This is a genomic window from Ureaplasma rhincodontis, from assembly GCF_057537535.1.
The window spans coordinates 26,038-42,691 of record NZ_BAAKAX010000001.1 but is presented as its reverse complement, the minus strand read 5'-3'; the positions used below and the strand labels follow the sequence as shown (position 1 = coordinate 42,691).

Annotated in this window: 12 protein-coding genes; 6 read left to right on the top strand and 6 right to left on the bottom strand. The window is 24.7% G+C overall.

Going from position 1 to position 16,654, the window contains the following annotated elements:
- Window positions 1-2: 2 nt before the first annotated feature.
- From AC27EK_RS00170 to AC27EK_RS00160, 3 genes are all read right to left on the bottom strand, one after another.
- On the bottom strand, window positions 3-1,055 hold the full coding sequence (locus tag AC27EK_RS00170) for an iron chelate uptake ABC transporter family permease subunit (RefSeq protein ID WP_487231351.1): 1,053 nt from the start codon (window positions 1,053-1,055) through the stop codon (window positions 3-5).
- On the bottom strand, window positions 1,048-1,935 hold the full coding sequence (locus tag AC27EK_RS00165) for an iron chelate uptake ABC transporter family permease subunit (RefSeq protein ID WP_487231350.1): 888 nt from the start codon (window positions 1,933-1,935) through the stop codon (window positions 1,048-1,050). Before AC27EK_RS00165 ends, AC27EK_RS00170 begins: the two co-directional genes overlap by 8 nt.
- A 100-nt stretch (window positions 1,936-2,035) precedes the next feature.
- Window positions 2,036-3,886 carry a hypothetical protein gene (locus AC27EK_RS00160; RefSeq protein ID WP_487231349.1) on the bottom strand — a complete coding sequence of 617 codons (1,851 nt, stop codon included), beginning with the start codon at window positions 3,884-3,886 and terminating at the stop codon, window positions 2,036-2,038.
- A 139-nt stretch (window positions 3,887-4,025) separates the two neighbouring features.
- On the opposite strand from AC27EK_RS00160, the gene AC27EK_RS00155 reads away from it, so the two are divergent.
- The 5 genes from AC27EK_RS00155 to AC27EK_RS00135 all read left to right on the top strand — a co-directional run bounded on the left by AC27EK_RS00155 (window position 4,026) and on the right by AC27EK_RS00135 (window position 8,460).
- Complete coding sequence (locus tag AC27EK_RS00155) at window positions 4,026-5,324, top strand: thymidine phosphorylase (RefSeq protein WP_487231348.1); 1,299 nt, start codon at window positions 4,026-4,028, stop codon at window positions 5,322-5,324.
- 15 nt (window positions 5,325-5,339) lie between these two features.
- Window positions 5,340-6,809 (top strand): sigma-70 family RNA polymerase sigma factor, encoded by a 1,470-nt coding sequence (locus AC27EK_RS00150; protein ID WP_487231347.1) that lies wholly within the window; start codon window positions 5,340-5,342, stop codon window positions 6,807-6,809.
- Window positions 6,802-7,443 carry a tRNA (adenine(22)-N(1))-methyltransferase gene (locus AC27EK_RS00145; protein WP_487231346.1) on the top strand — a complete coding sequence of 214 codons (642 nt, stop codon included), beginning with the start codon at window positions 6,802-6,804 and terminating at the stop codon, window positions 7,441-7,443. Before AC27EK_RS00150 ends, AC27EK_RS00145 begins: the two co-directional genes overlap by 8 nt.
- A 74-nt stretch (window positions 7,444-7,517) precedes the next feature.
- Complete coding sequence (locus AC27EK_RS00140; RefSeq protein ID WP_487231345.1) at window positions 7,518-7,955, top strand: TM2 domain-containing protein; 438 nt, start codon at window positions 7,518-7,520, stop codon at window positions 7,953-7,955.
- Window positions 7,942-8,460 (top strand): hypothetical protein, encoded by a 519-nt coding sequence (locus tag AC27EK_RS00135; protein ID WP_487231344.1) that lies wholly within the window; start codon window positions 7,942-7,944, stop codon window positions 8,458-8,460. The genes AC27EK_RS00140 and AC27EK_RS00135 overlap by 14 nt, the downstream gene beginning before the upstream one ends.
- 110 nt (window positions 8,461-8,570) lie before the next feature.
- Here AC27EK_RS00135 and AC27EK_RS00130 read toward each other — a convergent pair whose 3' ends face one another.
- Entirely contained in the window at window positions 8,571-10,181 is a 1,611-nt protein-coding gene (locus AC27EK_RS00130; RefSeq protein WP_487231343.1) for a leucine-rich repeat protein, read from the bottom strand.
- 195 nt (window positions 10,182-10,376) lie between these two features.
- Between AC27EK_RS00130 and AC27EK_RS00125 the strand changes: the two genes are divergently transcribed.
- Window positions 10,377-10,595 (top strand): hypothetical protein, encoded by a 219-nt coding sequence (locus AC27EK_RS00125; protein ID WP_487231342.1) that lies wholly within the window; start codon window positions 10,377-10,379, stop codon window positions 10,593-10,595.
- Window positions 10,596-10,886: 291 nt separating this feature from the next.
- Here AC27EK_RS00125 and AC27EK_RS00120 read toward each other — a convergent pair whose 3' ends face one another.
- Complete coding sequence (locus tag AC27EK_RS00120) at window positions 10,887-13,685, bottom strand: leucine-rich repeat domain-containing protein (protein ID WP_487231341.1); 2,799 nt, start codon at window positions 13,683-13,685, stop codon at window positions 10,887-10,889.
- A gap of 83 nt (window positions 13,686-13,768) precedes the next feature.
- Window positions 13,769-16,318, bottom strand: coding sequence for a glycosyl hydrolase family 18 protein (locus tag AC27EK_RS00115; RefSeq protein WP_487231340.1), 2,550 nt, complete (start codon window positions 16,316-16,318; stop codon window positions 13,769-13,771).
- Between the last annotated feature and the right edge of the window lie 336 nt (window positions 16,319-16,654).

Genomic DNA, 16,654 nt, shown 5'->3' with positions numbered 1-16,654 from the left:
CTTTATTTATTATATTGTAATGAACTCTTTTTTTTAAAAAATATTACTGCAACTGCCATAAAAAGCCCTGAAATAAGTGCTATTAGATAAGAATTTTTTAAAAAAATGTTGTAAAAACAATTTGAAACTAAAAAATTCGAAATCAAACTTATAAGAATTGAAGTGAAAATTGATATTAAAAATGAAGAACTTTTTTTACTATTTATTAATAAGAAAGTAATGTTTGCTGAAAAAATTCCTAAGAAAGAAATGTTGCCTATCAATATAAATGAAGCTGAACTTAGCAACGCAGAGATTATCATTATTTGTAATTGTGTTGATGATGGTTTTGCATTAACTAATTTAGATATTTCATAATTCATTTCAGAATAAACAAATCTTTTATTTATCAATAAAAATCAAATTGTAGAAATGACAAACAAAATTAATGCAAAATAAATTTCATAATTTCCAACCGAAGGAATAGGTAATTGTCCAATTAAATATGGCATCGCCTCAAAAATTGGATTATTAGCCATTGTTGAATTTGAAAATGTATTACCAACTGCAATCATCAAAAAGTTAATAACTATTCCCGTTATTATTATTTTCATCGAATGTTGTTTATTTTTTTTAAAACCCATGTAATATATTAAAAGTGTAATTAAAATAGAAACCACGATTACTATTATCGGGCTTAAATATTTAAAAAGAACAAAATCGCCAACACCTAATGAAAATAATATGATCATAACAACTGCATTGCTGGCTGATATCCCTAATATATTAGTATCAGCTAGTTTATTTTTGCTGACTCTTTGAATTAAGAAAGAACTAAACCCTAAACTTCCACAACCTACTAAAATACTTATTATTTTAGTTTTGTTATATATTCATTCAATATTTATATTTTCGATTATTGAGAGATTTTCTGTTTTATTTACAGGAAAAATCGATAATGTAATTAAAACAAAAATTAAACAAGAAATAATTAAAAAAGAGATGATTAAAATATCTTTAATAAATTTTTTATAATAAAAATCATTTTTTGTTAATCTATATCTAATTTTAGTCATTACTTCTCCTTATTAATATAAAAAATAAAGGAAATGAAATAATAACCGGAATAAGGTTAAGTGATAAATTTTGATAAACACTTGTTATTAAATATGAAAAATTAAGAACAAAAGAACCAAATAAACCAGACAATAAAGAAACTAAAAGTATATTAGAATTTTTAAGTGCTTTTTGACTTATTTTTGGAATAACCATAGATAAAAGAGCTATATTTCCTATCATCAAAAAAGACGATGATACAGATATAAGAATTAACATACCAACAGCTCAATATAAAAAATCTATTTTAATTCCTAATGATTTAGCTAATAATACGTCTTTGTTGACTATATTTAAATAACTAGATAAAGATAATATAAATATTGAACTAAATAAATTAATAAAAATGCAAACATAAAAAACTTTGTTAGAAACATTGACATGATCAACATTACCAAATAAATTTTCAACTCTATAAGGACTTGTTCTAATGGGCAAATAAAGATTAGTCAATATATGACAAATTATTATTAATAAAACACCTAAACCAAAACCTAATAATATAGTTGAATATCCATTTCTTGTTCTATTTAATTTTTTTGTTAATAAAAAATTAATAGTTAATAAAACAAATCCTATTAAAAAACTAAATATAAGCTTTGCATATATAGTATTAAAGAAAATAATGTTTGTTTTAGAGAATAAAATAATTGTTATATATACACCAGTTAAAATTGCTGGAAAAAAACCTAATGAAGTTGGACCTGCTAATTTGTTTCCAGTTATAGCTTGCAAAGAAACACCAACTATTCCTAAACTAATTCCAGAAACTAATGTTTCGAATTCTGAGATAAGCTGTGAATGAAACAAAACATTGTTTCAACTTATATTAGAAATCATAAATATTTGATTTTTTGATGGATTATAAAAAATTCCTATAAAAAAGAAAAAAATTGTCAAAAATCCGAATAACAAGAATCACAAAAAATATAATTTATATTTAGTTTTTTGTGATCTTTTTATTTTGAATGTTTCATTCATAATCATTAATGCCTGTATTTGAATTATTTACGAATTTAAAGTTAGTATTAGGTATTTGAAAATCTTTGTTTTTTATCATGTTAATTTGGTTAGCAAATCATTGCAAATTTCTATAAACTGATATTATTGAATTTCCTTTTTGAGAATTAATTCCCGTTGTTGGTTCTTTTATTATTTGAGAATAATATCCTTTTAAATTTAATAAGTTTTTAGGAATGAAACCTTCAATATTAATATTAGATGTTTCAGAAGATTCATAATTGGCTAATTTGTTGTTTTTTGTAAAAAATACTTCTGAATTAGTAGTGTAATCACCTTGTGAATTATAAATAATGTGATTAACTACACTATTCCCATGATTATAAAGTTCATTTATGGCACCATTTCCCATTAATCAATCATCTGAAAATACAGTGTTTATTTTTTCAGATATAAATCAATTTATGTTCGGATCAATATGATGTTGATATATTCCTGTTGTTGATTGCTTAACAGGACTTATTTGATTTGATTTATTTCCTATTAAATTTGGATATTCTTGTTTTATATAAATAGGAAGAGAAACTCCTTTTGAATTATTATCTTGATGTGGATCAAGTATATATGTAGTATATGTTGGAATAAATCCTAAACTTAATAAAAAATCAACAGCATTAAAATAAGTTGATAATGATTTTTTGTTGTTTTGACTAATTGGTTTTAATAAATTTTGTGCAAATGGAAATACTGGGATTGAAGATTTTGAATCAGTTTCAATATAACCATCTGATTTTCAATCAATATTAAATGGATTAATATTTAGCGATAAATAAGGAAAAATATCATTCAGTTGTTTTTCATAATTAATAAAATTAGTTGGACTTATATTTGATTTATTATCATTTAATCAAATGCTAGAAAGAGTGTTATTAAAAGGATTCAAATTGTTGTTTGCTTGAACAACAGGATTTGAAGTCCATTTTCCACTATAAGAAGAACTTCAATTCATATTTTTAGTATTAAGCAATCTTGACATTAAATACAACATACCAATATTTGAATTTTCAGCATCAAAACCAGATTTAATCGATAAAGCAATTATTTGATTTTGCGAATCGCTTGTTAAAAGTGGATTTAGAGCTTTTGAAAGCTCTGAAGGATTAGATTTTATTCAGCTAGAAGTATCAGGATATAAATACAAAATTAAATTAGCAGATGATTTAAATGCATTAAATAGAGGCAATGAAACATCAGTACCTGATTTATTTGCTATTATTTCTCCTTTATTTCATTTTAATAAATCTTCAGAATTCGTAGGAAGAGCAAATTTCATTCCCAGTCCTGGTGAAGTATCATTTTCATTTGAAGCATATAAAAATGGAGTAATTTGAGGTGTTTCAATTACAAAGTTGTTTTCGATTGTTGTTTCAATATTAGATGAAGGTTCAGTTGTTGGAATTCCTGGTCACTTCGGATTAGGAATTCTTGAGTTAACAACTAATATTTTTTGAGATTGTATTCAATGAAGAAAATTCGAAATCGAATTATTAGTTTTATAATTTGATAAATTATTTATTTCTTTAGAAATATATTTTATTGTATTAATATTAACAGTTGCTGCTAATTTAGATAAATTTATATTATTGTGTTGATTAGTTTTAAAAACAAAGTTGTTTGGGTTTGTAGAATTATTTAAATACAAATCACTAGTACCGATTATTTTGTTATTAGAATAATTATTTTTATAACACGCGACAGACGCTATAGACACAAAAGCACTACACACCAAAATTGCAGATCCCGAAAGGATCAAACGCTTAAATTTTGTCATTTTTAAACTTTCTTTTTTGGACTTATTTCTATTCTAGAACTAAAAAAGAAATTGAGTTAATTTTTGTATTAAAAGTAATAATATTTATTAGTTTTTTTCCCTTATAATTTTTAAGGATTGATCTTTTAGGAGATGTTTTATGAATATAATAGATATTATTATTAAGAAATTAAAAAAAAATGAAATTAGCAAAGATGAAATTGATTTTTTTGTTTCAAATTATACAAATGGCAATATAGCAGATTATCAAGCCTCTGCTCTAATGACTGCAATATATTTAAACGAATTAAACCAAAAAGAAATAAATAATTTAACAGAAGCAATGTTAAAAAGTGGTACTTCTATAAATGTAAAAGCAAATAATTCTTTTAATATAATAGTTGATAAGCATAGTTCTGGTGGTGTTGGTGATAAAGTTAGTTTGATATTAACTCCAATTTTATCAGCTCTTGGTTATGATGTTGCTAAATTGTCTGGTAGAGGTTTAGGATTTACTGGTGGAACAGTAGATAAATTAGAATCAGTTAATGCCAGTTCAAATATCGAAGATCATCAAAAAAACATTGATAAATACGGAATGTTCTTAGCTTTACAAACTGAAAATATTGTGCCAGCTGATAAAAAAATGTATGCTCTAAGAGATGTTACAGGAACTGTAGACTCATTTGCTTTAATAGCAAGTAGTATTATGTCTAAAAAATTAGCTATAAATTCAGAATACATTTTTTTAGATATTAAAGTAGGAGATGGCGCTTTTTGCAAAACTGTAGAAGAAGCAGAAGAATTAAGTAACATTATCTTAAAAATATCGAAAGATTTTAATAGAAAAACAATTATTCATTTAACTTCTATGGATCAGCCACTAGGAAAACAAATAGGCAACAAAAATGAAGTGCTAGAATCTATAAATTATTTAGATAATCAAGAAAAATCAAAAGATCTTGAAGAACTAATTACAAGTTTTGTTATAGACATATTAATGGATACTAACAAAGCAGAAACTGAAAAAGAAGCTTTTGATATGTATAATAGTGTTATTGAATCTAAGAAAGCTTTAAATATATTAATAAACTATTTAGAATCAAGAGGTTCTAATAAAGAATTATTAATAAATAAAAATTTTTGAAAACCAAAATATAAATTGGATATTATTTCTCCAGAATCTGGTTTTCTAAAATTCAAATCAACTAGCGAAATAGGAATGATAAGTGCTTCATTGGGAGCTGGTAGATTAACAAAAGCTGATAATATTGATTTTGAAGCAGGAATACAGTTGTATAAGAAAAATAATGATGAAATTAAAGAAGGCGATAAAATAGCTAGTTTATATTCTTCAAAAGAAATTAATCCTGAATTAATCAAAAGATTTATTAATAATTTATCATTTACTAATGAAAAGAATATTCAATGAAATATAATTATTAAGAAACTTAAATAAGGAACAAAAAGGGTTATGAGCAACAAAAATGAATCACTACTATTAACAAAAAAGAAGAAAACAACTAAACTTAAAATTGTTAAAGATATAAAAGTTGATACTGAAAAAGCAAAAGAAGTAGAAAACGTTTCTGAACTAAAACAGAAAAAGAAGAAAACTTCTATAGTTTTAGGTACAGCAAAATCTTCTACTGCTGTTAAAACAAAAACAAAAAAACCATCAAAAGATGTTGAAAAAATTTCTGATCTAAGTTTTTCAAAAGATTATGAAGAAACTATTTCTTCAAAATTCATATTAGAATCATTATCAAAAAACAACAATTATTTTTTATCTCCTGATGAAATTTTAAATAATTTAATTCATGAGGCAAAAAAGAAAAAAAGACAAAAAAATCAAATAGACTTTTCTAAGATTGAAAGAGCTTTTCAACATTTAGATTTAACTGATGATAATTTTGCTGAAATTTGTAAAACATTAGATGAGAATGAAATTATAATTTCTGAACCTTCTGAAGAAGAGAAAAAAGAAAGAGAAGAAACTAAAAACCTTAATTTCGGTATTGATGATACTGAAAAAACAATTACTGCTAAAAATGCTTACCAAACTACAACTAATGAAAAAGTTGAAGATGGTATTAAATCATTCTTAGGAGTACTTGGTGATTCTAAAATGCTTAAAACTGACCAAGAGATGTATTTAGGTAAACTATTATTAGAGGGCGATGAAGAAGAAAAGAAATATGCAACAAATCAATTCTTTACTTCTAATTTAAGACTTGTTACTTCTATTGCTAAGAAATATTTAAATAGAGGACTTGATCTTGAAGACCTTATTCAAGAAGGTTCGCAAGGTTTATTAAAGGCTATTAGTAAGTACGACTACAAACTTAAAAATAAATTCAGTACTTATTCAACATGATGAATAAGACAAGCTATTACAAGAGCTATTGCTGATCAAGCTAGAATAATCAGAATACCAGTTCACATGGTTGAAACTATCAATAAAATGATTAAGGCAGAAAAGAAGCTTATACAGCTTTATGGAAGAAATCCTACAGTTGATGAGTTATCTCAAGAAATGGGTGGTCAAGTTGCTGGAATAACGCCTAAAAAAGTTAGTTACATTAAAAAAATCAACATTGATCCTGTTTCATTAGATAAACCAGTAGGACATGATGAAGAATCACAATTCGCTTTATTTGTTGAAGACAACGACTCTATTTCTCCTGTTGAATTTACAGAACATGGCTTAATGATAGAACAAATAGATGAAATGCTTCAAAAAGTTCTTACAGAAGAAGAAGAAGAAATAATTAGAATGAGATTTGGATTATCTACCAATACTAAAGCTATGTCTCTTGAAGAAATTGCTAAGAGATTAAAAATAACTAAAGAAAAAGTAAGACAAATAGAATCTAAATCATTAAGAAAATTAAAACACCCATCTAAATCTATGAAATTAAAATCATTCTTGAAAAATGAATAAAAGAATAAAAGAAATAAGTAATTTAATAAATGACTCTGAACTTGTTTTTGATATAGGTTCTGATCATGCTTATCTTTCTATTGATTTAATTAAAAAAAACAAAACAAAAGAAGTTATTAATTTTGAAATTAATGAAGAACCATTAAAAGCTGGTGTTTCCAATGTTAAAAAACATGAATTAGAAGACTCTATTTCATTTGTATTAAATGATGGTCTAAAAAATTATAAACCTTATAAAATTCCTGATTTTATAACCATAAGTGGATTAGGAACAAATACTATAATTGAAATTCTTTCAAATGTTTCTTTTAAACCCAAAAACTACATACTACAATCTAATAATCCAAATATGTTTTTATTAAGAAAATATATGATGAAAATTAATTATAAAATTAAAAATGAAATAGTTGTTTTAGATAATAATATACATTATGAAATAATTCATTTTGAGAGATCTTTACTTCCAGTAATTTATTCTCAAAAGAATCTCTTTCTTGGTCCTGTTTTATTAAAAAACAAAGATAGGAATTTCTTTGATAAAGTAAATAAAAGAATGGAACACTTATCTAAAATAATAAAGAACACTAATAATAATGAGTTAATAAAAGAATATAATTATCTTAAGAAAATATAACCCCAATAAGAAGGAACAAATTTTTTGTTTTTTTATTTGGAATCTTTTATAATTATTTGGTGCGGAGGTGTAAAGTGAAAATTTCTGAAAAAAGAAAATCTACTCTTGTTGTTTGTTTTTTCTTTTCTGTTCATAGATTTTATGTAGGTAAAATTGGAACTAATATATTGTTTTGACTTCTTTGACCTACTGGAATTTCAATAATATGAGGAATCGTTGATTTAGTCAAAATTTGCAAGGATAGTTTTGAAGACATATATGGAGCTTATATAGTAGGCGAAAATAGTGAATTAAGAATTAAAAAAATAAAAGAAAAAGAACCATCTGAAAGTGAATACTTGGATAAATTGTTAGAAAACAAAATCATTTCAGAAGAAGAATACGAAGATAAACTGAAGGGAATAAATAAAAAATTTAAATATGAATTTTTACATGATTCATTAAAAGAAGGACTTATTTCAAAGGAAGAATATGAAGAGAAATTAAAGGAAATCGATAATGAATCAGAATAATAATTATTTTTATTCAAAACTAATTAGATTCAAAAAAATAACTTATTGATGGTGATTAATCTTTGTTTTTCCTATATTATTAATTTTTGCAATTATTAAAATTTTTGATTTAATCAAAAATAAAGAAGAATATAGAAAAAACATAAGTTTAAAAAGAATAATAATTTTGAACTTGTCTTTTTTAATTCCTTCAATAATAACAGGGCTTTGTTTTATTTTTTATTTTTTGATTTTTCTATATCCAACTAATAATTGAAAAATAATAAATAATTTTTCTATAACATTTTCGTTTTTTTTCTGTTCCACAATTTTTGTATGTTTATTTTTTGGTGTTTTACAATGAAATATTTACAATAAAATTGAATATGATTTTATTAATAAAGAAAAACTATATGAGAAAATCGATAACCAAAAGAAAATTTTATTTAAATTATATAAATCAAATGTTTTAACAAAAGATGAATATCTATTAAAATTAAAAAAACTTGATGAATCAAATCAATAAAAAATATGAAAGTGAAAGTACTTCTTCCACAATCATATTTTTTATTTTAAATTCCAAATATTATACAATAATTTAAAATCTTTTTTGAAAAATTTTAAATTATTTAGTGATTATTCACTCTTGTTTCTTCTTTTTATAAAGAATACAGTCCCAATAATTGCAGCTATAACCACTATTGAAGCAACAACTGAACCAGCAATAATTCCAGCTTGGTTTGTTTTATTATATGAATTTGAAGAAGTGTTTCCATAAAATTCTACTGGACCATGTGAGACGCTCACTCCATATTTTGGAGAAAAATTAAATATAACCTTATTATTATTAAAAACAAATTCTGCAGTTATATTGTCAAATATTTCGCTCGGCTGTTTAATTGCACCCCGAAATTGAAAAAATTCTAGTTTTTCATAAATTGTACGACTATTAAAATCTTTAACAAATGAATTAGAATCTTTGTTTTTTCCATATATTTCAATAAGTTTATTTACATTAGGTTCTATTGTTATAATTTCTCGCTGTGGTTGTTCTCCGCCATTGTTTTGTTCTGAAATATACACCCCATCAAAATTAATCATATATTTATCAGACATAAACAATTTATTTAACGATGCTTTTAAAACAACTTGATTGTTTTTTAATACTGCTTCAACGTTTCTAACTATTTGAAAATTTTCATATCCACCATAAATTGGAATACTTGTATCGTTAATGAATCATGGAACAAAATCAATTCTTTCGGTAAGGCTAAGACTATTAAACTTGGCCATTAATTCATTTTCAGATAAATTATTATTCTTGTATTTAAAATCTATAACTTTGCTTTCAGAAAAATTAAAATTAATTTGTTTTGATATAAAATCTCTTTCAGTAAATAAACCACCATTTCAATTACTAATTTCTAAACGATTAAACGTTTCTAGATTTACAAATCTATCTGGCAAGTTAATAGTGGATCTTTTAAATAAAGTTCCTCTAAATGCTGCATTACCAATTTGCATTAAAGAATCAGGAGCAATAAATGTTGTAAGATTAGAATTTCCTGCAAATGCCTCATTACCAATTCTTTCAATTTTAGTATTTAATAAATTGACTGACCTTAAATCAGTATTTTGAAAAGCTCATTGCGGAATATCTATAATAGATCCTAGATTTTTTATTGATTTTAATTTTTTTGCATTTTGAAATGCTCCTAGAAATATTTCACTTCCAGTTCCTGATGGAAATATAACTTCGGTTAAATTTTTTGCACCACTCATAAAAGTACTTATCGAAACGCCAGTTGCTTGCGAGAAATCAAGTCTACAGATTTTATTTTTCAATTTAGAAATAACATTTGTAGTTCCTTTTGTCTCCTTAGGAGCCAAAACATTGAAAAAGATATCGGGATTATTTATTCTTTGTTCGATTTTTAAAGAATTTAGATTTATTTCTAATTCAACTTTATTTGTAAAATCAGAAGGTTCAAGTGTATAAACAGTGTATGTTTTCCCTGAAGAATTAAAAAATGCATCTTGACCTGGGATTAGTTGGACATTAGAAGTTATTTCTTTAATTGTCTTATTATTTTTATCATCTGACAAAGTAATTTCATTTACTGATTTTTTTGTTTTTTTGATAATAGATTGATTTTTTACATTTAATGCTATTGTTCCCCCAACAATAGAGGTCAATGCAATTCCAGTTAATCCTGCTAAAACTAGCTTAGAGTTTAATTTTTTCATTTTTCTTCCTTCGTTAATTCACAAACTTAAAATATATTATTCAAATTTATTTTACTTATTTTTTTAAAAAAAGTATGTAATCATATATATTAATTTTTTAAAAATATTAAGTATAAATTATGTTTCATTTAAATATTTTATTGATTAATCAATTCTTGTGTATAAAAAACTTGATAGATAAGATCAACAAAAAATATGAAAGTGAAAGTACTTCTTCCACAATCATATTTTTTATTTTCAATTTTAAGTATTAACGATAATTTAAATTATTTAGAATTGTTTTTGTTGTTGTTATTTCTTTTTTTCATGAACAAGACAATTCCAATAACCACAGCTGTAACTGTAATGGTGGCAACAACTGAACCAGCAATAATTCCAGCTTGGTTTGTTGTTCTATTTTTTTGCGGAGGATAAATATTCGCTTCTTCAAAATAACTATGTCATTATTAGATTTAAACAATTTATTAAACTCTGCTTTTAAAAACATTTCATTATTTTTTTTAAAAATGCCTTAACGTTTCTAATAATTTTAAAATTTTCATACCCGCCATTTGTAACATCTTCATCAATAATAAATCATGGAACAAAATCAATTTTTTCGGTAAGGCTAAGACCATTAAACTTAGCTTAGATTTTATCTTTTTCATTAATTTTTATCAATGTATTTTGTTTCGTAAACTTAAAAATATATAAATTTTTCAATAATTAATTTACTTCGCTATTTCTTTTTCTAACAAGATATACAATTCCAGCAATTAATGCTATAGCTAATAAAACACCAATAACTGAACCAACAATAACTCCAGTATTGTCAGTATTATTACTATTATTATTTGTAATATGAATATTGTTTGCAGGAATTTCAAGTTTATTATTTGGAATAATTATTCCTGGATTTGTAGTAAAAGTAAATTGAATTTTATTTCAAATAAGTTTTGCTTTTATATCAGCAAATAATTCAGAAGAAGGTTTAGTAGTTCCATTAATAGTGAATAATTCTAATTTGTTAGCAATTGGTAAATTATTAAATTCCTGAATGAATAAATTATCATCTTTGGCTTCACCAAATTTTTCTTGAAATTTATTTTCATTAATAACAATAGATACTTTATCTGTTACCGTTGGAGGGATTTTTGGTTTTACTAAAGTAATTACATTAGAATCAGTACTTGTATATAAACTATTCAAGTTTACTTCAAGATTTAATTCTTGTGTATTTGAATCTATAACAGCATTAACTGTTCTAATTAAATCAAGAGTTCTTGAAAGAGGACGATTATTTAATTTAACGTCAACCATTGATAATTTATAAGCAAATGGTAAATTATTAAATAAATCTTTTAATTCTTCTATAGTTTTATTTTTATTGTTATTCAAGAACTGTTCAATTTTAGCTTTGTTGAAAGATATAGAAACATATTCTTGTTCTAATCTCTTATCTGCTGTTGTATAAGGTTCTCCATTTTCTTTAACAATTCCTAATTTAATGAATTCTTCAACAGTATTAAATTTAGAAGGTAAATTAACTTGATATTTATTAATTCCTTTTGCAGATGGTGAATCAGGATCTTTTGTAAAAACATTACCTTCCATTGTAGTTAATGTTTCAGGAGCATAGAAGTGTTCAAAATTATTATATTCGAATGCACCTTCTCCTATAGAAACAACAGAAGTATTAGATAAATCGACTGTTTTAAGACTAGCCATTTTACCAAAAGCTCATTTACCAATAGAAGTTAATCCATTAGGCATATTGTTTATAATTGGAATATTTGAACCATAAAAAACACCTTGTCCAAGTTCAGAAATTTGAACTGAATCAAAATTAGTTATATTTTCTAATTTTGGATTTTGTTTAATTGAATCTCAAGATATTTTGTTGATTTTTTCTGAAAATATAATTTCTTTTAATTCTGGTAAATCACGCATCATGTTAATTCATGGACAATTTGATTTAGAGAAATCAACTCTAACAATTTTATTAAGGAAATTAGATTGTTTTGAAGTGTTTACAGAACTATTATCTAAATAAACAGCATTTGTTGAATTTGGAATCTCAAGATTAAAATAAACGTTTTCTGGAATATTTTGGTCTGATATTAATTCTGTAATATTATCAACAGCAGCATACTCTCTATCGGTTGGAGTGTAAACATAAGCAAAGCTTGTTCCGTTTTTAATTTTTGTTACACTTCCTTTAGCATAAGTGGGTTCTGCTCCTTCGGGAACATCAATAATAAATGCTTTCTTCTCAAATTTTGTTTCTTTAGCATCATTTGTTGTGTATAATATATTATTTAAAAATACTCTAATAGTAATTTCATTAGTTTTTGGATCTTTAACAAGAGCAACACTTCTAAGTACATCAAAAGCAGTTAAACCAGGAACAGAATCTAAACTTACATTTACAAATTCAGATTTTTGTTTAAATGAAAGAGCACCAAAGGCTCTCATTACATCTTCTCCGGGGTTAATTTTATCAATAAATTCATTAATTTTTTGTTGATTAAATGAAAGATTAATAGTATCTCTTTTAAGAGTATCTCCTTGTTTATATTCAGTTCCATCACCTTTAAGAATTCCTAATCTAATGAAATCATTAACATTAATAAATTTTGTGGGTAAATTAACATTATATTTAGTAACTCCTTTTGGTGAATCAGGATGTTTTTTGAAAGCGCCATCTCCCAATGTGTTTAAATTTTCAAGAGCATAGAAGTGTTCAACATTACTATATTCAAACGCACCTTCACCAATAGATGTTAAAATCGTTGCATACGATAAGTCAACTGTTTTAAGTCCTGGCATGTTTCCAAAAGTTCTTTTACCAATATAAGTTAATTTTGGAGGTAAGTTATTTAAGTTCGTAATATTTGAACCATAGAAAATGCCGTCGCCAATTCCAGTGTTTCAAATTCAAATTTTTTCAAAATTAGTTAATTTTTCTAATTTTGGGTTATTTCTCATTGAATTTGGTAGCATATCTGAAATTGAACTTACAAATACAATTTCTTTTAATTCTGGAAGACCACGAATTGCTGTTATTTTAGAACATTGAGAACCTGTAAAATCAACTCTAACAATTTTTTGAAAAAATTGTTTTTGCGAAGGCGAGACAGTCGCAGTTGCATCATTGTCAAAGTTAATATTAGTAGTCGCAGCAGGAACATTAATATTGAAATAAATGTCTTCTGGTAAAGTATTTTGAGAATTTAATTCTGATAAGTTAATAACGTCCTTAAATTCAGTTTCTAATGGAGTATAAACTTTTCTTGAAACTCCATCAATTGTAGTAGTAACTACTTGTCCGGCAATGAATTTAGTATTTGGATCAATGCCATTTATTGATTTTGTGTTTCTTATTGACGAATAAGATTTTTTATTATTTACAGATAATTCATTATTTTGATTTTTAGAAATTACTGTGAATGCAGTGGTTGTTAAAACAACTCCTGCTAAAAACGTAGAGCCTAATAAAATTAAGTTTTTCTTTTTTATTTTCATTTTTTATCCTTACTTTTTAGTTTTTATTGAGAATAATTATAGTACAAAAGACTTTTTTTTAAAAAAAAAGATTAATTTTAATATTATTTTAAAAAATATTCTTTAAAATTAGGAGCTAAATAAGGGCCGATTGCCTCGAAAATTTGTTGATTTGTATATTTTCCAGTAGAAGCTGAAAGTATTGGAAAGTTTTTTATTAACTTAGTCGGATCACTCACTAATGAAATATCATATTTCATGTTTGTTCCTTTTTTTAATATTCTTTGTGAATTTAAAGTTCAAACCATCATTCCAGCTAGATTTTTTTGTTTGATGAATTCTCTTTTGGCTAATATTGAAGAAACAAAATCAGAAGTTAAATATTTATTTCCGTTTTCTGCAATCATATGATTAGCTCCAAGATAAGGATTGAAATATACTTTTATTTTATTTGCATAAATATCTTCTAAGAACCCTTCGATTCCTCTATTTTCATCAGAATCAGAAGTTTTTTTACCATTTGTGAAAGCTCCTACAAGATTTCTATCTGATAGTGGACCATTTTTATTAGAAGAAATATCTCATGTATACATATATGAAGCATTGCCTATAATTATTTTTTTAGAATCAATGCCTCAACTAATCAATGTGTTTATTCACGATTCAATCGAAGTTTGAGTTCATGAAGAACTTGAAGAAGAAATTGGCGTGTTTGACTTGCTTATTGTATCTATTTTGTTAACACCAGTTAATAATTTAGAAGTTCTGTTTTCAAGATTAACTGTTGAATTGCTAGAATTTATAATATCTCCTGCTTCTTTTGAACTTAATTTAAATAATTGAGAATTATATCCAGTTAATTTACTACTTGATCTTGTCATGTCATAAGTCATGATATTTAAATAATCGCAAAGATCAGCTAATCTATTTATATTGTTTCCTCATCCACCCATCATATTCACTGAACCAGCCATAGAAACATACATTTTTCTACCTTTTAATACAGATAAGTAATAGAGTTTTTTTCTAACTTTTTCAACTAAATCGACATATGAACTTAACTTAAAATCTCATTGAGCTCCAGTTGGATATTCATAATCAAAATCAATATGATTTAAATTAAAAACATCATACATTTCAAAAATATCGTTAGCTAGTTTATTTATATTCTTTGAAACTTCTGCTTTTTGTGTTGCATTAATTGAAGTTCCATCGTTAGCCCCATTAATGTTAAGTCCAAAAAAGTTTCAATTATTTCCAATATAACTTATGCCGTTTGCTTGTTCTGGAATTAAGTATGAATTCATAGTCATTAAACCAATAAGACCAGTAGGTGATAATACAGAAGCATCTGTGTTCATTCCTTTGTAGTTTTTATTTTTTTGTAATTTATCAACTACTTGTTGGTTATATATTGAACCCAAAACTTTATTTTGAGTAGTGGCTGGAAGCTTATAAGAATTTAAACTATTTTCAAAAGGCATACCTTGATAATAATTACTTCCAAATAAACCTAAAATGTTAAATATATTAAGTACTGAATTAGGTTCATGAAGTTCATTGTTTTCTCCATCAACTTCTGAAATTCAATAATTAGATCCACGACCAGAAGTTGACATAATTCCAGTATATTGATCTCAACCCATCATTAATGGATTTTGTTCTCATCTACCAATTAGGTCACCGTTAATATAACCTCAGTTAATATTGCTGAATGAATTTATATCAAAATCTTTTCCAGGATATCATCCTTTTGATTTTTTAATAGAATCAGCGGTATTTTTAGCCATCATTTGATAAATGGTTTTTTGAACATATAATTGATCAATATTATCAATCATTTGTTGAGTTGGTTGAGTTGGTAGAATTTCTAATTCAATAGATGCTACATTTTTATTTAAAAAATTAGAAAAGTTTTTGAATTCTGTCGTTACTAATTGGTTATTTAAATAATCGTTTCACTCTTTGCTAGTTTTTCAATTAATAGAAAAATTGAAATCTTGATCAAAAGTTGAACTAATAAATGCTTCTTTGTTTGAATCTAATTCAACTTTATTTTTAAAAGTTACGGTATATCTATCGTTTTTATTGTCAAGATTTTCTAATACTACTTTAAAACCATCAAAACCATCATATTGTTTCATAACGGTTTCCATATTAAAATTATTTATATTAATTAAACTGACCTTTTTTAAACAAAGATTTTTTTTTAAAAGATTTTTAATATTAAATTTTGTAGAAGCGTCATTTATGTTTAAAGTTTCTATATTATTTAATGTTTTTAAATGTTCTATAAATAAATTTATATATTTTTCAATAGTTATGTATGCTGTTTTTAACGAATTTGTTAATGAGTTATTTACTTGTTTGTCTGTGCTGTCTGTGATTATTTGAGTTTTTGGATCGTAATGTAAATTTAAATCTGAAGTAGATGCTATTAGATTTAAATTATATTTTGAAGGGGTTGGTTCTGGATTTGGAGTTGGAATTTCTGGTTCAACTGGAGGAACTGGATCTGGTTCAACAGGTGGAATTGAATCGTCAACAAAATTATTTGAATTTTTATTAAGTACTGATATAGTAGTTGCTGTTATTATAACTCCAATAGAAAATAACAAAAAAATACTTATACCTATTTTTCTTTTTTTTGACATTTTTATCCTTATATTTTTTAATCAAATTTTGATTAAAATTATATTTTTATATTATACTTAATATCTATGTTAAAAAATATTTATGAAATAATTTAATCTAAAACTAAAAAAAGTGTTATTCTTAATATTGTGTAAATTGAATATTCTAAATTCAAAACGTTCGACAACTAGTTAAAACTTCTTGTTTGTTTTTCAAAAATTCATACATCCTTTTATCATAAAATAACAAAAAACATATTGTTATAATGTTCAAATATAAATTCCTCATAAATTTATATTTAAGAATATGCTATTTACACAACACCAAAATCGATTTTAAAAACAGAGTTGATAAAA